The 20,973-nt window shown below is 74.2% G+C and carries 20 protein-coding genes; 7 read left to right on the top strand and 13 right to left on the bottom strand.

What is annotated here, in order from left to right:
• Window positions 1-28 precede the first annotated feature (28 nt).
• The 4 genes from AD017_RS03300 to AD017_RS03285 all read right to left on the bottom strand — a co-directional run bounded on the left by AD017_RS03300 (window position 29) and on the right by AD017_RS03285 (window position 3,211).
• Window positions 29-394 carry a hypothetical protein gene (locus AD017_RS03300; RefSeq protein ID WP_010235578.1) on the bottom strand — a complete coding sequence of 122 codons (366 nt, stop codon included), beginning with the start codon at window positions 392-394 and terminating at the stop codon, window positions 29-31.
• A gap of 35 nt (window positions 395-429) precedes the next feature.
• Window positions 430-1,479 (bottom strand): thermonuclease family protein, encoded by a 1,050-nt coding sequence (locus AD017_RS03295; RefSeq protein ID WP_145982642.1) that lies wholly within the window; start codon window positions 1,477-1,479, stop codon window positions 430-432.
• Window positions 1,480-1,582: 103 nt separating this feature from the next.
• A complete protein-coding gene (locus tag AD017_RS03290; protein ID WP_060572768.1) occupies window positions 1,583-2,629 on the bottom strand; it encodes a DNA polymerase IV in 1,047 nt (348 codons plus the stop codon).
• Between the two features lie 18 nt (window positions 2,630-2,647).
• Window positions 2,648-3,211, bottom strand: coding sequence for a hypothetical protein (locus AD017_RS03285; protein ID WP_060572766.1), 564 nt, complete (start codon window positions 3,209-3,211; stop codon window positions 2,648-2,650).
• Between the two features lie 305 nt (window positions 3,212-3,516).
• Between AD017_RS03285 and AD017_RS03280 the strand changes: the two genes are divergently transcribed.
• The 3 genes from AD017_RS03280 to AD017_RS03270 all read left to right on the top strand — a co-directional run bounded on the left by AD017_RS03280 (window position 3,517) and on the right by AD017_RS03270 (window position 5,459).
• Window positions 3,517-3,945, top strand: coding sequence for a hypothetical protein (locus tag AD017_RS03280; RefSeq protein ID WP_010237660.1), 429 nt, complete (start codon window positions 3,517-3,519; stop codon window positions 3,943-3,945).
• A gap of 166 nt (window positions 3,946-4,111) precedes the next feature.
• Window positions 4,112-4,423: a hypothetical protein gene (locus tag AD017_RS03275; protein ID WP_029239813.1), complete on the top strand. Its 312-nt coding sequence runs from the start codon at window positions 4,112-4,114 to the stop codon at window positions 4,421-4,423.
• Between the two features lie 70 nt (window positions 4,424-4,493).
• Window positions 4,494-5,459: an NADPH:quinone oxidoreductase family protein gene (locus AD017_RS03270; RefSeq protein ID WP_060572764.1), complete on the top strand. Its 966-nt coding sequence runs from the start codon at window positions 4,494-4,496 to the stop codon at window positions 5,457-5,459.
• A 9-nt stretch (window positions 5,460-5,468) separates the two neighbouring features.
• Here AD017_RS03270 and AD017_RS03265 read toward each other — a convergent pair whose 3' ends face one another.
• The 4 genes from AD017_RS03265 to AD017_RS03250 all read right to left on the bottom strand — a co-directional run bounded on the left by AD017_RS03265 (window position 5,469) and on the right by AD017_RS03250 (window position 11,426).
• Window positions 5,469-7,214 (bottom strand): hypothetical protein, encoded by a 1,746-nt coding sequence (locus AD017_RS03265; protein ID WP_145982641.1) that lies wholly within the window; start codon window positions 7,212-7,214, stop codon window positions 5,469-5,471.
• A 308-nt stretch (window positions 7,215-7,522) separates the two neighbouring features.
• The gene (locus AD017_RS03260; protein ID WP_082399023.1) at window positions 7,523-9,379 is read right to left on the bottom strand and encodes a BCCT family transporter; all 1,857 of its coding nucleotides are present in this window, start codon (window positions 9,377-9,379) and stop codon (window positions 7,523-7,525) included.
• 184 nt (window positions 9,380-9,563) lie between these two features.
• On the bottom strand, window positions 9,564-10,889 hold the full coding sequence (locus AD017_RS03255) for a serine hydrolase (RefSeq protein WP_060572760.1): 1,326 nt from the start codon (window positions 10,887-10,889) through the stop codon (window positions 9,564-9,566).
• A 36-nt stretch (window positions 10,890-10,925) separates the two neighbouring features.
• Entirely contained in the window at window positions 10,926-11,426 is a 501-nt protein-coding gene (locus tag AD017_RS03250) for an Lrp/AsnC family transcriptional regulator (protein ID WP_060576210.1), read from the bottom strand.
• 187 nt (window positions 11,427-11,613) lie between these two features.
• Here AD017_RS03250 and AD017_RS03245 point away from each other — a divergent pair, with 187 nt between their 5' ends.
• Entirely contained in the window at window positions 11,614-13,938 is a 2,325-nt protein-coding gene (locus tag AD017_RS03245; RefSeq protein WP_060572758.1) for a pyruvate dehydrogenase, read from the top strand.
• Window positions 13,939-13,951: 13 nt separating this feature from the next.
• Here the strand turns inward: AD017_RS03245 and AD017_RS03240 are convergent, their stop codons facing one another.
• From AD017_RS03240 to AD017_RS03230, 3 genes are read right to left on the bottom strand one after another with little or no spacing between them, the layout of a single operon-like run.
• A complete protein-coding gene (locus AD017_RS03240) occupies window positions 13,952-15,175 on the bottom strand; it encodes a S9 family peptidase (RefSeq protein WP_060572756.1) in 1,224 nt (407 codons plus the stop codon).
• Window positions 15,176-15,206: 31 nt separating this feature from the next.
• Window positions 15,207-15,686, bottom strand: coding sequence for a hypothetical protein (locus AD017_RS03235; protein WP_060572754.1), 480 nt, complete (start codon window positions 15,684-15,686; stop codon window positions 15,207-15,209).
• A gap of 43 nt (window positions 15,687-15,729) precedes the next feature.
• Window positions 15,730-16,704 (bottom strand): proteasome assembly chaperone family protein, encoded by a 975-nt coding sequence (locus tag AD017_RS03230; RefSeq protein WP_010243878.1) that lies wholly within the window; start codon window positions 16,702-16,704, stop codon window positions 15,730-15,732.
• A gap of 144 nt (window positions 16,705-16,848) precedes the next feature.
• Between AD017_RS03230 and AD017_RS03225 the strand changes: the two genes are divergently transcribed.
• The gene (locus AD017_RS03225; RefSeq protein ID WP_060572753.1) at window positions 16,849-18,147 is read left to right on the top strand and encodes a nitrate/nitrite transporter; all 1,299 of its coding nucleotides are present in this window, start codon (window positions 16,849-16,851) and stop codon (window positions 18,145-18,147) included.
• Window positions 18,148-18,187: 40 nt separating this feature from the next.
• Here the strand turns inward: AD017_RS03225 and AD017_RS03220 are convergent, their stop codons facing one another.
• Window positions 18,188-18,856: a PadR family transcriptional regulator gene (locus tag AD017_RS03220; RefSeq protein WP_202968825.1), complete on the bottom strand. Its 669-nt coding sequence runs from the start codon at window positions 18,854-18,856 to the stop codon at window positions 18,188-18,190.
• Window positions 18,857-19,188: 332 nt separating this feature from the next.
• Here AD017_RS03220 and AD017_RS03215 point away from each other — a divergent pair, with 332 nt between their 5' ends.
• A complete protein-coding gene (locus AD017_RS03215) occupies window positions 19,189-19,518 on the top strand; it encodes a hypothetical protein (RefSeq protein WP_060572751.1) in 330 nt (109 codons plus the stop codon).
• A 10-nt stretch (window positions 19,519-19,528) separates the two neighbouring features.
• Here AD017_RS03215 and AD017_RS03210 read toward each other — a convergent pair whose 3' ends face one another.
• On the bottom strand, window positions 19,529-19,945 hold the full coding sequence (locus AD017_RS03210; RefSeq protein ID WP_060572750.1) for a MarR family winged helix-turn-helix transcriptional regulator: 417 nt from the start codon (window positions 19,943-19,945) through the stop codon (window positions 19,529-19,531).
• A 107-nt stretch (window positions 19,946-20,052) separates the two neighbouring features.
• Between AD017_RS03210 and AD017_RS03205 the strand changes: the two genes are divergently transcribed.
• On the top strand, window positions 20,053-20,964 hold the full coding sequence (locus AD017_RS03205; protein ID WP_060572748.1) for an alpha/beta hydrolase: 912 nt from the start codon (window positions 20,053-20,055) through the stop codon (window positions 20,962-20,964).
• Window positions 20,965-20,973 lie beyond the last annotated feature (9 nt).

Raw genomic sequence — 20,973 nt, 5'->3', positions numbered from 1 at the left:
AGCCGTGGAGCAGTCTCGACGAGGACGATCAGTCCTTCAACCAGGCGTACGCGGTCTGCCGGGAGATCCCCAGCGCCGACGCCATCGCGCTGATCTCGCACCCGGCCTCCCGGCCGGCCCGGAGCAGCTCGCGCTGCCGGGAGCGCAGCTCCTCCAGCTCGGCGCCGGTCCCGCGCATGCGTGCCAGGAGCTCGTCGGCGTCGCCGGAGGTGCGGCGGCGCCCGGCGCCGGGCCGCGACCAGGACCGGACCTCGTCGGCGTCCCACACCTTCCGGCCGTCGGGGCCGGGACCGGGCAGCGGCGCGGGCGCCTGGCCCCGGCTGACGTAGGAGTTCCAGGTCCCCACCTGCACGCCCCAGTGGGCGGCGCACTCGTCGCTGGTCCAGGTCGTCACCGGGCAAGCGTGCCACCCGGCGGTGCCGGTCACGGTCAGCAGGGCTTCCAGGTCTTCCCACCCGGTGCATAGCAGCGTGGTCCCGTGTACCCGGCGGGACCGGAGCCACCCGAGGTGTCCACGTTCGGCTTCGGCTTCGGAGCGGGTTTCGGCGTACCGGCCGACCCTCCCGACGACGGCTTCGGCGTGGGCTTCGCCGTCGCGCCGGCGCCACCGCCGGACGGCTTCGGCTTGGGCTTCGGTCGCGGGGAGGACGCGGCGCTCCCGGTCCCGCCGCCGGCGGCCGGTGGCGGGGGAGGAGGGGTACGCAGTACCCGGGCGCGCTCCCGGAAACCGTTCTCGTTCGTCCGTGCGGTTCCCGCGACCCTCTGCACCCGGGCGGACATCGACGAACGGGTCGGCAGGGCGTGTGCCGCCTTCCAGATCAACCCGTCGCCCGGCACCCCGGAGTCCAGCGCTCCCTTGAGCAGGAGCGCGCTCGCGATGACGGCAGCGGCACCCGAGGCGCCCGAGTCGGCCTGTTCGGCTGTCGTCGCAGCGGACGACGACGGGAGCGTCGATGCGGTCCGCTCGATGTCGGCGACCTGTCCCGGGACGGTGCAGCCGATCTCGGGGTCGTACAGACCGCGCTGCGCGGCCACCGCCTCGGCATTGGCCTGCTCGACCTCGGGGAGGAACCGGTCGTTGCGCCCGATCGCCATGGGCAGCGCCAAACCGGCCCGCGCCATCTCCGCGTTCACCAACCGCCCGTCGTCGAGGCGGACACCGGCGAGGACCCGGTCGTACCCGTCCCGGTGCTCGTCGTCGACCAGGAGCTCGACCTCGGTCCCGACCGGCAGGAGCGATGCGAGGTGCGCCGAGGCCTCCGGGCCGAGGCACTGCACGTCCTCGTCCGGGTCCACGGTCTCGGGAGTGTCGATGTTGAGCAGCCGCACACGCTGTTCCCTGCCGTCGGCCGTCACGTCGATCGTGTCCCCGTCCACCACCCGCGAGACGGTTGCCCGGGCCGAGTCGCACCCCGTGAGCATCCCCGTCATCACCGAGGCGGTCAGCATCATCGCTGCTGCCCGCGTTGCACGCCGCACGGAATCCTCCTCGTGCGGATCCGTCGGCCCCGTGCCGGCGCGTTCCGCAGACAGCCTGTCGATCTTTGTCCGGTAGGTCGTTATCGACCGGCGTCCGGGCTCATCACAAATGACGAGCGGATCCTCCGGATGCCTGCTCGGCCAGTTCCGCCCGCACCCCGAGCAGCCGCACCGGACGGTCCGGGGCCATCTCGTCCAGCAGCGCGGCGGCGACGTCCGCGATCACGTCGCCGTCGCGCCCCGGCGGGTCGAGGGCCCGGCTGCGGGTGGTGGTGCGGAAGCTGCGGGTCCGCACCCGGATCCCGACCCGGACGCAGTCGCGGTCCTCACCGGCGACGTCGGCCGCGACCCGGTGGGCCAGCGTGCGCAGCTCGGCGTGCATCGCGGAGCGGTCGGTGAGATCGGCGGGGAAGGTCGTCTCCCGGCTGCGCGAGCGCGGCACCCACGGGCCGGTGTCCAGCTCGGTGCGCCCCATCCCGCGGCCGAGCGAGACGTAGTACGGCCCGCGGTTCGGCCCGAGCCGGGCCGCCACGTCACCGGGGCGGGACTCCGCGAGCTCGGTGACGGTGGTGATCCCCAGCTCGGCGAGCGCCCGCGCGGTCGCCCGGCCGATGCCCGGCAGCGCCTCGGGCGGGTCGGCACCGAGGGTGGCGAACCAGTTCGCGGCGGTCAGCTCGTGCACCCCGCCCGGCTTCGCGTAGCCGGTGGCCGCCTTGGCCCGCAGCGTGTTGTCGCCGATCCCCACCGCGCAGGACAGCCCGGTCGAGGAGACCGTCTCCCGGATCCGCTCCGCGAGGGCCCACGGGTCGCCGTCGGTGCCGACGAACGCCTCGTCCCAGCCGATCACCTCGACCGGCTCGCCGAGATCGCGGAGCAGGCCCATGACCTGCTCGGAGACCTCCTCGTAGTACGGCTTGTCCGACGGCAGGAACACCGCGCCGGGACATCTCCGCCGGGCGAGCCGCATCGGCATGCCCGACCGCACGCCGAACGCGCGGGCCTCGTAGGACGCGGTGGCGACGACCGTGCGGGAGTCCGGGTCACCGTCGCCGCCGACGACCAGCGGTAGCCCGGCCAGCTCGGGCCTGCGCAGCAGCTCGGCCGCGGCCAGGAACTGGTCGAGGTCGGCGTGCAGGATGCGGCGGCTCACGGCCGGAGCATCGCGGGTTCAGGGCCGCAGCGCCGCGACCACCCAGCGCATCGTCGACCGGTCGGTGCAGGTCGCGAGGAGCTCGGCCTGCTCGACGGCCTCGTCGTCGTGGCGGCGGGTGTCGAACAGGTCCTCGACGACACCCGGCACGTCCAGGTGCTCGCCCCGCAGCGCCTGCGTGGGGCCGGCCAGGCCCAGGCGGGAGATCAGCAGCCGGAGCGTCCGGTACCCGATGACCCGCATCCCCGGAGTGAGCAGTGAGGACGGGGCCTCCGGGACCAGTCCGGCGGTCGCCGGCCGCCCCGGCATCGGTACGGCGCCGGGCGGGGAGCCCGGCAGCGTCACCGCGGACGCCGCGAGGACGCCGCCGTCGAGCATCGCCCACGCGTCGATCGCGGGGCGGTGGGGCTCGCGGCCCCACGCGGTGGGCAGGTCGTGGGCGGCGAGCCAGCCGCGCAGCCGGGGGCGCAGGTCCCAGCGGACGTCGAACACCCCGGCGCAGAGGTCGGAGTCGGAGAGGACCTCGGTCCAGCGCGGTCCGCCCTGTCCGCTGCCGATGCCCGTGTCGGGCTGGATCGCCATCTCGTTCCCCCCGGACCCGCTCGCGACCGGTGATCCGCGTCACGCACGGGCCGGGTTTTCATCATACGGGCGCGCAAAGCCATGGACAGCCTGCCGCCGGACGCTCTACCCGCTGGTGTGACAACCTCCGGAGGACGGCGTCCGGCGGTGCGCCGGATGCGCCGAACAGCGGGGTACTGTGACGTTCCGTCACCGTCTGGGGTTGCCAGGTGGTGATGGATGACACGATCGAGGGACTCCGTGGGCGCCGGTAACGAGGCAGGATGTCGGCAGCGATCCACAAGTGACGGCGACGTGGAGGCGACATGGACGGGAAGTACGACAGGATTCCGGCGGTGCACCCGGGGCTCATCCCGGCTGCGCGACGCTCGGTGGAGGACCTGCCGTCCGGCCGTGGTGTCGTCGACGCCGACCGCGGACGCGTGCTGGGCCGGTACGCGCGGCTGATGCGCTCCGGCCGCCCCGAGGTGTGCCGGCCGGGCCGGCGCGAGATCGAGGACCGCGAGCGGTTCGGCGGCGGGGGCGTCGCCGGCAGCGACGGCAAGGTCATCTATCCGGATCGTGACGCCGCCGAGTGCGCGGCCCGCGAGCTCGAGGCTCTCGGCGGGCGCCCGCAGCGCGCCTATCTCTGCCGTCGCTCGAAGCGCGGCCACTTCCACCTGACGACCGACCAGGTCGCCGAGCGCCGGGGCGTCCCGGCCGAGCTGATCCCGCGGCCCCGCCGCGGCGACTGAGCGGATCCCCGTCCCGCAGGTTCTGGTGATTCACCGGGATGCGACATCGATGTGATGCGCGGCACACGCTGATCGTCTAGCGTGGATGTGGCGGCGGTCACGTGGGCCGTCGCACCCGGACCGACGCGGCCACCACCGCACGTCGACGCACCAGGAGGGCCTGCCCGTGAACCCCCACCTGCTGGAAGAACGAGTCGCCTCCGTCTCCGGCGGCGCCGACCTCGCCGAGACCACCCGCGCACGCCTCACCGCCCACAAGGCCACCGCCGACGCGTGCCGCCGGCGCACGCTGGAACGCCGTGCCGAGCTGGAGCGGGTGCTGGCCGGTACCGACGGCGCACAGGACGCGCTCGACCTGATGCTGGAGCTCGACGCGCTGGAGCGCGTGCAGGACCGGATCGACCAGCGCCTGTCCGAGCTGTGCGAGTCGCTGACCGACACGCGCACCCCGCGCTACGGCGACGCGCAGCCGGTGTAGATCACCCGCACGTCACACGTGCCCGTGGTTCGATGGCGGTGACACCGCCGTCGAACGACAGGGAGAGCACGTGCGTGCAGTGCAGGTCGTCGAGCTGGACGGGCCGTCCGCGGTCCGCGTCAACGAGGTGGACCCACCGGTCCGGGGGGACGGCGAGGTCCTCGTCGACGTCGCCGCGGCCGGGGTCAACTTCCCGGACGTCCTGCTGACCCGCGGCCTGTACCAGTACAAGCCGGAGCCCCCCTTCACGCTCGGCTCGGAGTGCGCCGGGACGGTCCGCGAGGCCGGGCCGGGCAGCCGGTTCGCGCCGGGCGACCGGGTCGTCGCGTTCACGATGTCCGGGGTGTTCTCCGAGGTCGTCTCGGTGCCGGAGCAGGTCGTGCTGCCGCTGCCCGACGAGGTCGGGTTCGCGGCCGGGGCCTGCCTGCCGATGAACTACCTGACCGCGCACTTCACCCTGGAGACCCGGGGCGGCCTGCGGGCGGGGGAAACGGTCCTCGTCCAGGGTGCCGCGGGTGGCATCGGGACGGCGGTGATCCAGCTGGCGGCGGCGCTCGGCGCCACGGTCATCGGGGTCGCCTCCACCGAGGCCAAGGCCGACGTCGCACGGCAGGCCGGCGCGGCCCACGCCGTCGGCGTCGAGGGGTTCAAGGACGCCGTCAAGGAGCTCACCGGGGGAGCGGGCGTCGACATGGTCGTCGACCCGGTCGGCGGTGACCGCTTCACCGACTCGCTGCGCTGCGTCGGCCCGCTGGGCCGGCTGATGGTCGTCGGGTTCACCGCGGGCGACATCCCGACGGTGAAGGTGAACCGGCTGCTGCTGAACAACGTCGACGTCCGCGGCGTCGGGTGGGGCGCCTACGCGCTCGCCCGGGACGGCTTCGTCGCGCAGGAGTGGGACGCGCTGCTCCCGCACCTGCGGTCCGGCGCGCTCGACCCGATCGTGAGCGAGCGCTTCCCGCTGGAGAAGGCGGGCGAGGCCCTGTCCCGGATCGACGACCGCGTCGTCACCGGCAAGGTCGTCCTGGAGACCTGACCGCCCCGTTCAGCCGGCCGGTTCGAGGTTGTGCCGGACCGCGGTCCGCGGGTGCGGTGCGGCCGGCGGCCGGTCCCCGCCGCCCGGGTCGCGCGGGGCGGGGGCCGGGCCGGACCAGACCGGCCCCGCGACGGCCGTCGCCGGCTCGGCGACGTGCAGCCGGTGCCGGGCGGCGACCGCGCGACCGGCCGGACCGGTCTCGCCGAGTGCGTGCAGGGCGAGGGCCCGGTGCGCCGGGACCTCGCAGCGGCGCAGGAACCGGTCCAGCTCGCGCACCGCGTCGCCGGTCTGCCGGGCGCTGACCCAGGCACCCATCTCGACCTCCGCGACCTCGTTCCGGACCGCACCCAGCCGGACGCAGACGTACTCCAGGTCCTCCTCGGCGAGCTCGCCCGGCGCGGGGACGTGGACGCCCTGCTCCAGCAGGTACTCGTGCACCGCCCACAGCCCCATCGGGGTCAGCGCGACGACCGTCGGGTCCGGGTCGTCGCGGTGCGCGACCTGGGACAGGTCGTCGAGCTCGTCGGCGTCGAGCGTCTCGGTCAGCTCGATCGCGCCGAGCAGCTCGCAGGCGTCGAGCAGGGCCGTCACGTCGCGGCGCCACAGCCGCTGCTCGACGTCGCCCGCGAGGTCGTCGACGACGCAGCCCGCCTCGTCGTTCACGGTGTCGCGGACCTGGCGGTGGAAGTGCTCCAGCGGGACCGGGCCGCCGCCGGCGCAGTACAGGCCGACCCAGAGCATGGGCAGGGCCTCGGACATCGACATCCCGAACAGTGACGGCGCGCCGAACACGTCGGTCCCGCCGAGGTTGTCGCCGAGCCGCCCGACGGACTCGAACACCCGGCGCCACAGCTCGATCGGCCGGTTCAGCAGCGGCCCGGCGCTCTTGACCGGCAGCAGCCGGCCGCGCACGACGCGGACGAGCCGAGCGGCCCGGGCCCAGCGCAGCAGCAGCGAGACCTCGGGCAGGTCGTCGCTGGTGCGGGCGGTCTCGCGGTAGAGGTGGTCGAGCTGCAGGTGCGCGGCCAGGTCGAGCGCGTCGGCGCGGCCCAGCCTGCCGTCCGAGGTGAGCCGTCGCCCGGCCCGCACCCAGACGGTCAGCTTGCGGAGCTGGTCCAGTGCCTCCGAGCGCTCCGCCGCGTCGACGAGCGTGGCGGCGCCGGGCATCGGCACCGGGGGCAGCTCGGGGTTCCACTCCGGCCGGGCGGGGCGCAGGGCGTCACGCCGCATGATCTCGGCGAGGGCGTGCCGGTCGACGTCGGCCTCGCCCGACCCGGCCCGGTCGAGGAAGCGCTGGACGGCCGACGGGTCGGCCGGGTCGATCCCGTTGCGGTGCAGCTGGACGCCCCAGAACTTGCCGAGGTCGTAGTTCCGCTCGTCGGCGAGGCCGTCGTGCAGCGCGGGGGTGGAGTCGAGCACCTGCCGGTGCAGCGCGTCGGGCTCGGACGACTGCGGGTCGAACCAGTCGTGCTCGGCGAGGAAGTCGACCAGGGCGTGGAACGCGGGGGCGACGTCGTCGGGCTCCAGCACGGTCACCTTGCGCGGGAACCACATCCCGAGCGCGTCGGCGATGTGCGCGCGGGTCCAGCGGCCCAGCCGGCGGTCGCGGGCGTACTTGTAGTCGAGCGTGGCGGCGACGAGCGCGGTGTCCACCTCGACGCGGCGACGGCGCGCCCAGACGAGGAACTGCTCCAGCAGGCGGCTCCGGGCCTCGGCGTACCCCTGGTCGTCCCCGGGGGTGAACACGAGACGCATCCGGCCCACTTTGTCAGGTCCCTCCATCCGTTCGGTCACGGGGTGGACGGTGATCCACTCCGGCTGCGGTGCGACGCCCGCGATGATCTCCGGTCGGCCGGCGGGCCCCGCCACCGGGAGCCCCTCCTGTGCAACGAGCGGAGTCGGCGCGGGTCACTCCCGACCACTCACCGTGCGTCGGTGTGCGGTCACCGCCTGTGAGTGACGTCTCGCCGCGCCGCAGCGTGTCGGTCCACGACCCTCCCACGACGACGGCGGCCGGGCACCCCGTCGGGGTACCCGGCCGCCCTGTCGTGCGGGGATCCGGTCTAGTCGCCGCCGACCGGGCTGTCCTTGCGGTCGGACGTCCCGCTCCCGGAACCGTCGTCCGGGGTGGTGGTGTCCGCGGACCCGTCACCGGTCCCGTCCTCGGCGGACACCGGGCCCTCCCCGGGCTCGGTCATGGTGTAGCCGGGGCCGGTGCCGGGACCGTTCGCGTACCCGTTGGTGGAGGGCTCCTCCTTGTAGTCCTTCGGGAACACGCCGACCTTCACGTAGAAGTCGTCACCGTGCTTGTCGGTGGCCCAGTCCACGGCCTGCTCGATGACCTCGGCGCCCTTCTGCTCACGCAGGACCACGGGGTCGCGCCGCAGGTCCTTGTAGAGCGCGAAGCAGAGCATGACCATGATCACCACGAACGGTGCGGCGACCAGGATCGTGAGGTTCTGGATGCCGTCGAGCGCGTCCTCCCCGCCGGTGACCAGCATGAGCACGGCGACCGCACCCATGACCGCACCCCAGAAGATGACGACCCAGCGGCTCGGCTCGATGGTGCCGCGCTGCGAGAGCGTGCCCATGACGATCGAGGCCGCGTCGGCACCGGACACGAAGAAGATCGCGACCAGGAGCATCACCAGCAGGCCGGTGAAGGTGGCCCACGGGTAGGCCCCGAGCATCTCGAACAGCTGGACGTTCGAGTCGTCGGAGAACTGGGTCGTGCCCTGCTGCACCTGGGTGATGGCGGTGCCGCCGTAGACGCAGAACCAGACCAGCGAGACCAGGCTCGGCGCGAGGATCACGCCGCCGACGAACTCGCGGATCGTCCGGCCGCGCGAGATGCGGGCCAGGAACATGCCGACGAACGGCGTCCAGGAGATCCACCAGGCCCAGTAGAAGACGGTCCAGCCGGACAGCCACTCGAGCATCGGCTCCCCGCCGACGGCCTCGGTGCGCCCGACCATCTCGAAGAACTGCGAGAAGTACGCGCCGATCGTGGTCGGGATCAGGTCGAGGATGATCACCGTCGGGCCGACCACGAACACGAAGACGGTGAGCACGGCGGCCAGCACCATGTTGGTGTTGGACAGCCACTGGATGCCCCGGGCGACGCCGGAGACCGCGGACAGGATGAAGGCCGCGGTGAGCACGACGATGATCACGGCCAGCACCGGGGCGCCGACCTGGCCGTCGACCCAGCCGACGGTCTGCATGCCACCGCCGATCTGGAAGGCGCCGATGCCCAGCGAGGCGGCGGAGCCGAACAGCGTGGCGAAGATGGCCAGGATGTCGATGGCCTTGCCGATGCCGCCCTCGGCGGCACGCTTGCCGATCAGCGGGATGAACGCCTGGCTGATCAGCTGACGGCGCCCCTTGCGGAACGTCGAGTAGGCGATGGCCAGGCCGACGACGGCGTAGATCGCCCACGGGTGCAGCGTCCAGTGGAACAGCGAGGTCGCCATCGAGACCTGGAGCGCCTCGATCGACTCCGGCGCCGCGGAGCCGGGCGGGGGCGAGGTGAAGAAGGTCAGCGGCTCGTTCACGCCGAAGAACATCAGCCCGATGCCCATGCCGGCGGAGAACATCATCGCGATCCAGGACACCGTCCGGAACTCGGGCTGCTCGTCGTCGGTGCCGAGCTTGATCCGGCCGAACTTGCTGAACGCGAGGAAGAGCGCGAACGCGACGAAGCCGGTCGCGGCGAGGATGAAGCCCCAGCCGCCACCGCGCATGAGGCCGTCGAGCATCGTGCTCGCGGCGTTCGCGAGGCTGTCGGGGGAGAGGAGACCCCACAGCACGAAGAGCAGGGCGAGCGCCGCACCCACTCCGAAAACGGTCCAGTCGGTGCGTGACCGACCCTCAGCGGCCCCGGAACTATCGGGATCCGTACGTGGTTCCGCCTGTGTCATAACAGGTCACGCCCCGACGGGCGTTTCCCCCCTCCCGGTCGAACACGATGAATCGTGCACAAGTCGTTTCGAGGGGGAAGTGTAGGTACTACGCTCGTCCCTGTCGCCGCCCACGTCCGCCGCTCCGGACGTCGTCGCAGGTCAGCGCCGTTCGGCGGTCGGTTGCGATTCGATATCGGCGCCGTCAGCGCCAGCCGGCGTCGTCCACCCCGCCCGGAACGGGTGCGGCCGGATCGTACGGGGTGCGGGTGAAGACGAAGGTGGCGAGCCACAGGTGGTCGCCCTCGATCCGCAGGGTCTCGCCGGCGAAGTAGCCGTCCATCCCGATCCACGTCCCGTCCGGACCCGGGCGGAACCGCGACGACCGGCCCGGTCGCCCGAGCCCGCCCAGGTGCAGCAGCCCGCCGCCGACCGCTCGCAGCGCGTACGGGGAGGGTCCCCAGAACCACGGCCCCAGCAGCCCCGGATCCACCGGCGCGGGCTCCGGCGCCCACGCGTCGACGATCCGGGGCTCGGCCGCGCGGAGGTCGGCGAGCAGGCCGGCGCCGAGGCCGGAGTCCAGCCCGGTCGTCGTGTTCCCGAGTGCCAGCGCGCCGGTGCCCTCCTCGCGGTCCACCCAGAGCCCGGCGAGGAAGCCCGGCATCGAGCCGCCGTGCCCGACCAGCGTGGCGCCCTCGACCCGGAGCACCTGCACGCCGAGGCCGTACCCGGCCCAGATCGGCGACGAGGAGTCGATGCCCGCCGGCAGCGTCATCTCCTCGACCGTGGCCGGGGAGAGCACGCCGCCGGTGTCGCCGAGCAGGAACGCGCCCAGCCGGGCGAGATCGCGCGCGGAGCACCACAGCTGGCCGGCCGGGGCCATCACGCCCGCGTCGTGCTCGGGCTCGGGCAGGGTCAGCTCCGCCCACGGGTGCACGGCCAGTCCCTCGGCCGCCGGCGCCTGCGGCCGGGGCGAGGTGCGCTTCATCCCGAGCGGGGCCAGCACCTCGTCGTGCGCGACGTCGGACCAGCTCGTGCCGCGGCGGCGCGCGACCAGCTCCCCGAGCAGGCCGAAGCCGAGGTTCGAGTAGTGGAACCGGCGGGCCGCGGGCAGCACCCGGTCGGCGTCGCCGAGGCCCAGCTCCTCCAGCGGGCCGCCGGGGCTGCGCTCCCACCACTGTCCGGGGCTCTCGGACCCGGCGCCCGCCAGGTGCGAGAGCAGCTGGCCGAGGGTGCGGTCGCCCAGCGGGGTGCCGGGCAGGTGCTGCTCCAGGCGGTCGTCGAGGTCGAGCAGGCCCTCGTCGCGCAGCCGCAGCACGGTGACCGCGCAGACCGTCTTGGTGATCGACCCGATCCGGTACTGGACGTCGTCGGCGTCCGCGCCCGCGGGCAGCGCGCCGCGGCCGGCGTGCCAGGCCAGGCCACCGTCCCGGACGACGCCGGCGACGAGGGAGGGGACGCGGCCGTCGCGCTGGGCGCGGGCGACGCGGGCGAGCAGGGTGCGCTGGGTGGAGGGCAGCAGATCGGGCACGACCCGACCGTAGTCCGGGCGGGCGGGGCGCGGGTGTCAGCCGCCGCCGGCCAGCCGGTGCAGCAGGGGGGCCGTACGGAACCCGACCAGCGAGCGCATGACCAGCGACGTCGACGTCCGCTCCACCCCGTCGATGGCGAGCAGGTGCCCGGCGATGCGGTAGAGGTCGTCGGCGTCGCGGGCGACCAGGTGGACGAGCAGGTCCTCCTCGCCGGAGACGCCGTGCACCTCCAGCACCTCCGGCACCCGCTCCAGCGCGTCGGCGACCGCGGCGAGCTCGCGCTGCACCACCCGCACGGTGACGAAGGCGGTCAGCGGGTAGCCCAGCGCGGCCGGGTCGACGCGGCGCTCGAAGGTGTCGAGCGCCCCGAGCCGGTCGAGACGGGCCAGCCGGGCCTGCACGGTGTTGCGGGAGAGCCCGACCTTCCCGGCCAGCGCCAGCACGGTCGCCCGCGGGTCCTCGGCGAGGGCCAGCAGGAGCCGGGCGTCGTGCCCGTCGAGGTCGGTCGGCGCCGGTGCGCCCGGACCCGGCGGCACCGCGCGGTCGCCGCCGCCGGTCGTGTGGGTGTGGTCGCCGGTGTGCACTCTGCCCGTCCCCGCTCGGTCCGCTGCCCGTGGATCCGTGCACTCTGCACGGTCCCGCCGGATCAGGTTGTGCACTCATGATCGCGGTGGTGGGCTGGGGGAGCAACCTGCGCGAGCAGCGACGAAGCTGGAGACGACGATGAGCACGGCAGCCGACCCGACGAACGCCCCCGCCGTCCCGGCGGCCGGGCCGATGGCCGAGATCGAGCAGCGGGTGCTGTGGCTGTCGACGGCGATCATCGACGCGGCCAACCGGCGCGGGGACCCGAGCGGCCTCAAGGTGGGCGGGCACCAGGCGTCGTCGGCCTCGCTGGTGACGATCATGACGTCGCTCTGGTTCGAGCACCTGCAGCCCGGTGACCGGGTCTCGGTCAAGCCGCACGCGTCGCCCGTCCTGCACGCGATCAACTACCTGCTCGGCGAGCTGGACGCGTCGTACCTGCCGACGCTGCGGGCGTTCGGCGGGCTGCAGTCCTACCCGTCCCGCTCGAAGGACCCCGACCCCGTCGACTACTCGACCGGCTCGGTCGGCATCGGCGCGACCGCCCCGATCTGGGGGGCCGTGGCCCGCCGCTACGTCTCGTCGCGGTTCGGCGGTGTCTCCCAGGGGCGCCAGTACTCCCTGGTCGGCGACGCCGAGCTGGACGAGGGCGCGGTCTGGGAGGCCATCCTCGACCCGATGGTCGGCGAGCTCGGCGAGGTCGTCTGGATCGTCGACCTGAACCGCCAGTCGCTGGACCGGGTCGTGCCCAACATCGGGGCGACGCGGATCGAGGGCATGTTCGCCGCCGCCGGCTGGCAGGTCCTCACGGTCAAGTACGGGCGGCTGCTGCACGAGCTGTTCGCCCGCCCCGGCGGCGAGGCGCTGCGGACCCGGATCGACACCATGCAGAACCCCGAGTACCAGCGGCTGCTGCGGTGCGACGCCGGCGAGGTCCGCACCCGGCTGCCCGGCGACGACCCCGGGCTCGCCGAGCTGGTCGCGACGCTGGACGACGAGACGCTGCTCGCCGCCGTTCGGAACCTGGGCGGGCACGACCCGGACGCGCTGCGCGAGGCGTTCGACGCGATCGACGACTCCCGCCCGACCGTCGTCCTCGCCTACACGGTGAAGGGGCACGGCCTCGCATCGGCGGGACACCCGCAGAACCACGGCTCGATCCTCGACGCCGGCCAGATGCGCGAGCTCGCCGACGCTGTCGGCGCCGACGTCGACGACCCGTGGCGGCGGTTCCCGGCAGGCTCCGCTGCCGCCGAGCTGTGCCTGGCCACCGCACGGCGCCTGCACCGCGACCCCGTCGAGGACCACCCGGCTCCCGCGCTGCCCACCGACATCGGCCGCACCCCGACCGGCCGCGCCACCACGCAGGCGGCACTGGGCCGCGCGCTGCTCGACATCACCCGGGAGGCGCCCGACGCCGCCGGGCGGGTCGTCACCCTGTGCCCGGACGTGTCGTCGTCGACCAACCTCGGTGGCTGGGTCAACAAGGTCGGCGTCTGGTCGACGGCCGAGCGCAAGGACTGGTTCGACGACGACCCCGAGACGATCCTGCACTGGCGCGAGCGCCCCACCGGCCAGCACCTGGAGCTGGGCATCGCCGAGGGGAACCTCGTCGGCGCGCTCGGCGAGCTGGGCGCCACCTGGTCGCGGTGGGGGCAGCCGCTGCTGCCGATCGGGGTGCTCTACGACCCGTTCGTCGAGCGGGCGCTGGAGCCGTGGTCGTTCGGGATCTACGCCGGCGGGCAGTCGATCCTGGTGGGGACGCCGTCCGGGGTGTCGCTGGCGCCGGAGGGCGGCGCCCACCAGTCGGTGACGACGCCGTCGGTCGGGCTGGAGCAGCCGGGCTGCGTGACCTACGAGCCGGCGTTCGCGATCGACGTCGAGTGGACGCTGCTGGCGTCGCTGGCCCGTCTCGGGCGGCCGGACGGAACGTCGGCGTACCTACGGCTCTCGACGCGCCCGGTCGACCAGTCCCTCGCGGCGATCCCGGCGGACCCGGCCGCACGGGAGCGCCGTCGCCGGCAGGTCGTCGCCGGCGCCTACCCGCTGCGCCGCACCGAGGGCACCCCGGACCTGACGATCGCCGCGGCCGGGCCGCTGCTCACCGAGGCGCTCGCCGCGGCCGACCGGCTCGCCGGGCAGGGGTACGCGGTGGAGGTCGTCTGCGTGACCAGCCCCGGGCTGCTGTTCGACGCCGTCCAGGCGCGGGCCGGGCGCCCGGCCCGGCCGCAGGCCGAGCCGTGGGTGCTCGACTCCGTCTTCCCGGCCCGCCGGGCGGCACCGATGGTGACGCTGCTCGACGGGCACCCGCACACCCTCGCGTTCCTGGCCGGGATCAACCGGGTGCCCGCCACCCACCTGGGCGTGTCCCGGTTCGGGCAGTCCGGCGACCTCGCCTCGGTGTACGCCCACCACGGGCTCGACGCCGACGCGGTCGTCGGTGCCGCCCTGGACCTGCTGTGACCCGGGCCGCCGGTCAGCCCGCCGCCGCGACCCGGGCGGGCGCCGCCAGCGTGGCGTCGAGCCAGTCGAAGACGCGGCGGTGGTACACGGCACGCCCGCTCGTCTCGCAGTGCCCGGACACGTCGTCGGCCCGGCCGAACTCGACGTACTCGACGGGGCAGGTCAGCGCGGCGGCCAGGACCGGGGCCGCCGCGGACAGTTCGTCGCCCGCGGTGCGGCACACGAACGTCGGGCAGCGGACGAGGTGCTCGCGGCCCTTGAGCGTGTACGCGGCGAGCATCGACAGCATCTCCAGCGGGTCGCCGGCCCCGTGCACCCAGAGGTTGCGGCGCATCGACCAGCCTGCGGACGGCTTGCGGATGGTGGAGCCGAGGGCGGCCCGCAGCAGGGGCCGGGTGAGCGGCGTGCCGTGGGGGAGCCCCCGGGTCAGCACGCGGGGCAGCTTCGCGCGGACGGCGTCGAGCAGGTCGTAGGGCCCGCTGTCGGAGACGCAGGCGGCCAGCCGGTGCTCGGCGGTCGCGGCCCGCGGGGCGGTGTAGCCGCCGAAGCTCCAGCCGATCAGCGCGATCCGCGCCGGGTCGACGTCGGGGCGGGCGAGGGCGTGGTCGACGACGGGGGAGACGACGTTCTCCCAGTCCGGCCGGAAGGGGATGCCCTGGTCGAGGATCACCGATCCCTGGCCGGGGCCGTCGAAGGCGAGCACGTGGTAGCCGCGCTCCAGGGCGGCGGCGCCGGAGGCGAGGTAGAGCTCCTCGACCGTGCCGTCGTAGCCGTCGGTGAGGATCACGGTCGGCCGGGGCCGGTCGTCGCCGGCTGCGCGGAAGAAGTAGCCGGGCAGCGTGGTGCCCTCGTACGGGATCGCCAGGACCTCCGGCGGGCGGTCGAACAGCTCGCCCGCGGCGCGGAAGGCCGCCGTCTGGGCCCGTGAGCTGTCCCGGAACCGCTGGTCCACCGGCGCGCCCATGAGGAACAGGCCGGCGGTGCGGTGGTAGTTCGACGCCCGCAGGAACGCGTCCCGGGCGCTCGCCCGGTGCCCCCGGCGCAGGCTCTCCTCGGCGTCACGCTGCACGCGTTCCGCGGTCGCGGACCACTCCGCGTACCAGAGTGCGCCGTCGGTGCGGGTGATCCGCCGTGCGGTCGCCACGCACTCGCCGAGCTCCGCCCCGCCGGACCGGACGTAGGCCAGCGCACGCACGAACTGGGCGTCGAAGAGGTCGTCCTGCATCACGAGGCCCACGGGCCCTCCCGGAATCGGATCGGTCGCGGGCTCAGCGCAGGATCTCCACGAGCAGCACCCAGGTGGTGGTCAGCGCACCCGCGAAGGCGGCGAGGACGGTGAACACGAGCACGTACAGGCCGGCGGTGCTGCCCGTGACCAGCAGGACACCGCTCACCAGCACGCCGCCCGCCGTGCAGACGGCGGGGGTGACGGTGCTGGCGAGCCGGACGGCCACCGGTTGCTCGGGCGGCCGGACGCCCGGCCGGGCCTGCCAGAGCAGCCCCGGGCAGACCAGTGCGGCGAGCACGAGCAGCTCGACGCCGAATGCCGCCGGGGTCTGCGGCACGAGCAGCAGCATCGCCGACGCGGTCGGGACGAGGAGCAGCAGCAGCGCGAACGCGGAGCGGCTCTGCAGCAGCGCGGAGCCGATGATCTGCCGCAGGTTGATCGAGATCGAGACGAAGAGCAGGCCGATCAGGGCGGCACCGGCGCCCGTGACGGCGACCCCGAACTCGCTCCATGCCTCCACGGAGCGGGGACTCGCCGGGCGCGGTGCCGGTGTTAGCGGACGCTCACGCCGGTGCCGGCGGGGCCGGCGGTTCCTGCGGCGGGTCGTTGTCGCGCCCGGACTTGTCGCCGGGCTTGTCGTCGCCGCCCGCGGCGAGGAAGCGTTCGAACTCGGCGGCCAGCTCGTCACCGCTGGGCAGGTCGCGACCCTCCAGCTCGTCGGTGAGGTTTCCGCCCTCGCGGGCCGCGGCGACCTGGTCGTACTGCTCCTCGAGCGCCTTCACCACCTGGACGACCTCGTCGGAGTCGGCCATCTGCTCGGCGATCTCGGTGTCGGCCTGCTCGGCGGCGCGGGTCAGCGTCTCGGTCGGCAGGTAGAGACCGGCGGAGAGGCCGGCGTGGTCCAGCAGCACCCGCGCGGCCTGCGGGTACGCCGACCGGGCCAGGTAGTGCGGGACGTGCACGGCGTACCCCATCGCGTCCTGACCGGTCTGCCCGAGCCGGTACTCGAGCAGCGCGGCCGCGCTCCCCGGGACGTCCGCGGTCGCGAACCAGGGGGTGTGGCCCTCGACCAGCTCGGGGCGGGTCGCGTGCGCGGTGACGCCGATCGGACGGGTGTGCGGCACCGCCATCGGGATGCCCTGCAGGGTGATCACCAGGCGGACGCCGAGCTGCTCGACCAGCAGGCCGACGGCGGCGACGAACCGCTCCCACTGGGTGTCCGGCTCGGGGCCGGAGAGGAGCAGGTACTGGGTCTCGCCGGTGTCGGTGAGCGCGACGACGTCGAGGGCGGGCGGGTCGTAGTCGGACCAGTGGTCGGTCTCGAAGCGCAGCGGCGGGCGCCGGGAGCGGTAGTCGACGAGCTGGTCGATGTCGAAGCTCGCGACCGGCGTGGTCTCGCGCTCGTCGGTCAGCGCGCCGACCGCGAGGGCCGCGGCGTTCCCCGCGTCGACGAAGCCGTCGAGGACGACGATGAGGACGGGCTCGTCGAGCCGCGGTGCGGCCTCGTCGACCTGGTAGAGCTGGGCGGGATCGAGCACCGGTGTCCTCCGTGTCGTGGCGTGCGGCCCGACCCTATCCGGATGCGCGCCGCCCGCGCCCGGTACTCGTCGGAGGTCCGCGGTGTGAGACGTGTCGTCGGAGCGGGTGTGCGGTGTGCGCATGGACCACAATGGGGTTCCGTCATGCACACGTCACAGCGCGCTTACCTCGTCTGGTCCGCCGGTCTCCTCGCCTACGTCGTGGCGGTGCTTCAACGCAGCTCGTTCGGCGTCGCCGGGCTGGACGCCGCCGACCGGTTCGACGCGTCACCGACGATGCTCGGCGGCTTCCTCGTCCTGCAGCTGCTGGTCTACGCGATGCTGCAGGTCCCGGTCGGGCTGCTCCTCGACCGGTTCGGCGCGCGGACGATGGTGCTCGCCGGCGCGGTGACGATGACGGCCGCGCAGGTCCTGGTCGCGCTCGCGACCTCGCTGCCGCTGGCGATCGTGGCCCGGGTGCTCGTCGGTGTCGGTGACGCGCTGACCTTCATCTCGGTGCTGTCGGTCCTGTCGGTGTGGTTCCCGGCCCGCCGGGTCCCGCTGATGACCCAGCTCACGGCGCTGCTCGGCCAGTTCGGGCAGGTGCTCTCGGCGGTGCCGCTGGCCACCGTGCTGCACGGCTGGGGCTGGACACCGGCGTTCCTCGCCGCCGCGGGGGCCGGCGTCGTCGCCGGGATCGCGGTGTTCGCGGGGTTCCGTAACCGCCCGCCGGGTGCGCCCGCCCCGGCGGCCGCCGCGAGCCCGCGCGAGGTCCTCGACGGCCTGAAGGGCGCGTGGCGCCATCCGGGGACCCGGCTCGGGCTGTGGTCGCACGCCGGGACGCAGTTCTCCGGCCTGGTGTTCGCGCTGCTCTGGGGCGTGCCCTACCTGGTGGTGGGGCAGGGCATGAGCCCGACCGGTGCCTCGGTGATGCTGACCGTGCTGGTGCTGGCGGGCGCCGTCGTCGGGCCGGTGTTCGGCGAGTTCACCGCCCGGCACCCGCTGCGCCGGTCCTGGCTCGTGCTGTCGGTGATCGCGGCGACCGTGCTGGTGTGGGTCGCGGTGCTGCTCGTGCCGCCGCCGGCGCCGATGTGGCTGCTGGTGCTGCTCGTCGTCGTGCTGGCCGCGAACGGGCCGTGCTCGGCCGTCGGGTTCGACTACGCCCGCACGTTCAACCCCGAGCACCGGCGCGGGACGGCGGTCGGCATCGTCAACGTCGGCGGGTTCACCGCGTCGCTGACGACGACGCTGCTCGTCGGCGCCGTGCTCGGGGCCTCGGGCGGCTACACGCCGGAGGCGTTCCGGACGGCCTGGCTGGTGCAGTTCCCGATCTGGGCGATCACCGTGGTCGGTGTCGTCGGCGCCCGTCGCAAGGCGCGCCGGGTGATGGCGGCCGAGGGCACGGTCGTCCCGCCGATCCGGGACGTGCTGCGGCGCGGCCGTCGCCGCCGCGAACTGTCCTGAGGACACCGGTGCCCGGCCGCGCGGCCGGGCACCGGCGTGATCACTCCGCCAGCAGGCGGTAGAGCGCCTTGCGGGCCTCGGTCAGCGACTCGGTCGCCGAGGCGACCTGCTCGGCCGACCCGGCCGCAGCGACCTGCTGGGCGGCGGCGAACAGCTTGGACAGCTCCTCGCCGAGCCCGTCGGCCGGCTCGTCGGACGCCTCGCCGTCGGCGGTGAAGGGGGCCCACACCGCGTCCAGCGCGGCGCGGTTCTCCTCCACGTGCCGGGTGCCCTCCTCGGTGAGGTGGACGACCCGGCGGCCCTCGGTCTGCTCCGAGCGGACCAGGCCCTCGTCCTCGAGCTGGGACAGCATCGGGTAGACCGAGCCGGGGCTCGGCTTCCACCGGCCGCCGGAGCGCGCGGTGATCTCCTGGATGATCTCGTAGCCGTGCCGCGGGCCGTCGGCGACGACGGCGAGCACCGCGGTGCGGACGTCACCGCGGGCGGTGCGACGGCCGCGCCGGCCGAAGCCGCGCGGTCCGCCCGGCCCGAACGGACCGCCGGGGCCGAAGCCACCCGGTCCGAAGGGGCCGCCGGGGCCGAAGCCACCGGGGCCGAAGGGGCCGCCCGGCCCGAAGGCGCGTCCGCGGCCGTGCGGGCCACCGCGGTGGTGCCGGCGTCCGCGGCCGCGCGGGCCGCGCTCTTCGTCGTCGTCGTGCTCGTCGTCCATGGGTGCCTCCTGGGGGCCGCAGGTGAAGGGGGAGTCGGGTCCGAACCGGGCCCGGGGGTGGCGATGGCCGGGGCGGCGTCCGCGTGCGAACGGCGGGCCCCAGGGCATGTCTCGCGTGGTCATGACTCGTGGTCCTCTCGTCGTGAGCCTCCTCTTCGATCGGCTCGTGTGCCATCACGATATATCGCGACCTGTCAGCGTTGCAACGAGATATGTCTGAGAATCTGCTGAGGAGGACCCCCGCCGTTCGGCGGGTGGCCGGTCGCACGGGTCCCGTGTTGACTGTTCGTGCAGGTCCGGGGGGATGCCGGGCCGGACGAGGGGAGGTCGCCGTGGGGCGTCACGACAGGAACGACGGCTCCGAGGGCGCGTCCCGGGGCGAGGCCGAGATGCTCGACCTGAGCGAGATCTCGGCGGAGGACCTGCGCGACCGGCTCTCCGCACGCTCCGACGGCCGCGACGAGCGCGTCGTCCACGCGGCGACCGAACTCCGGGCGAGTCTCGACCGGCTCACCGGGGCGATCGCCTACCGGCGCGAGGCCCTGGTCACCCGGGCCGGGGAGATCGTGCGCGCCGCGGCCCCGTTCGCCGGCGGGGCGGCTGCGGCCGGGGTCGGGGCGTTGCTGGTCGTCAGGCGGGCCCGGCGGCCGCGACGGTCCTGACCGGCCGGGGTCACTCCCCGGGCGCGAGCAGCGCGTGCAGGATCCGCTGCAGTGCGGCGCGGTCGCGCGCCGTGATCGTCGCGAGCCTGCGCTCGAACTCCGTCGCGAGCGCCGCGAGCGCCCGGTCCCGGGCCGCTTCGCCCTCGGGGGTGAGTGCGAGTCGGTGCCGCCGGAGGTCCGCGTCGTCGATCTCGCGTCGGACGAACCCCTTGCCGACGAGGTTGCGGACGTAGACGGTCACGCTCGCCCTGGGGATCACCAGCGCCGCCGCCAGCTCGGCCGGGTACGGCGACGTGCCCACCTCGGCGAGGACGAAGAACTCCTTCGTCTCGAGCCCGAGCGCGGCCAGCTCGCCTGTGCAGGCGTCCAGCACGACGGTGAGCAGGCGGTGGTTCAGCGTCCACAGCTGCGCGGCGTCGACCGACATGCGCGTCTCCCGTCAGGTAGTACAGTACTGAACAAGTACGAGAATGAACTGGTGGTGGTCCGGAACGGCCGATGGTCGGACGGACTCTAGGCGGAAGGCGTCACCCGGTGCTCCAGCACGTCACGATCCTGCGCGGGCCGATCGAGCTCGCCGCCGACCTCCACCTGCCCGACGACGCCGGCGACGCGCCGCTGCGCGCCGTCGTGCTCTCCACCCCGGGCAGCAGCGTGAAGGAGCAGATCGGCGCGAACTACGCCGCCCGCCTCGCCGCCCGGGGCATCGCGGCGCTCGTGTTCGACCCGGCACACCAGGGGAGCAGCGGCGGCGAGCCCCGCGACCTCGAGGACCCGTACCGCCGTGGCGAGGACATCTCGTACGCGATCGACACTCTCGGCACGCTCCCCGGCATCGACCCGGAGCGGATCGGCGTCCTCGGCATCTGTGCCGGCGGCGGCTACGCGGTGCACACCGCCCGGACCGACCACCGCATCCGGGCGGTCGGCACGGTCGTCCCCGGGAACATGGGCACCTCGTTCCGCGGCTTCCAGCCGGACGGGCCGGTGGCCGCGCTCGACGCCCTGGCCGCCGCACGCACCGAGGAGAACCGCACCGGTGAGCAGACCCGGGTGAACTGGCTGCCCGACACCCCGGAGGAGGCCGTCGCGGCCGGCCTGACCGACCTCGACACCACCCAGGCCGTCACCTACTACCGGACCGCGCGGGGTGGCCACGAGCACTCGACGAACCGCCGCCTCGCGCGTGGCGACGCGCTGCTCCTGGGGTACGACGCCTTCCACCTGGTCGACCGGCTCATGACCCAGCCGCTGCAGGTCGTGCTCGCCGGGCGCGCCGGGAACACCGGCTCGTCCGAGGCGGGGAGGCGGCTGTGGGACCTGGCGCCGCACCCCGTCGACCTCATGGTCGTCGAGGGCGCCGGCCACTACGAGATGTACGACGTCCCGGAGTACGTCGACGCGGCCACCGACCGCCTGGCCGCCTTCTACGAGTCCCACCTGTAACCCGTGATC

The organism is Pseudonocardia sp. EC080619-01, assembly GCF_001420995.1.
GTDB lineage: Bacteria > Actinomycetota > Actinomycetes > Mycobacteriales > Pseudonocardiaceae > Pseudonocardia.
The sequence above is the reverse complement of the archived record's forward strand: the minus strand, read 5'-3'. Positions and strand labels throughout refer to the sequence as shown.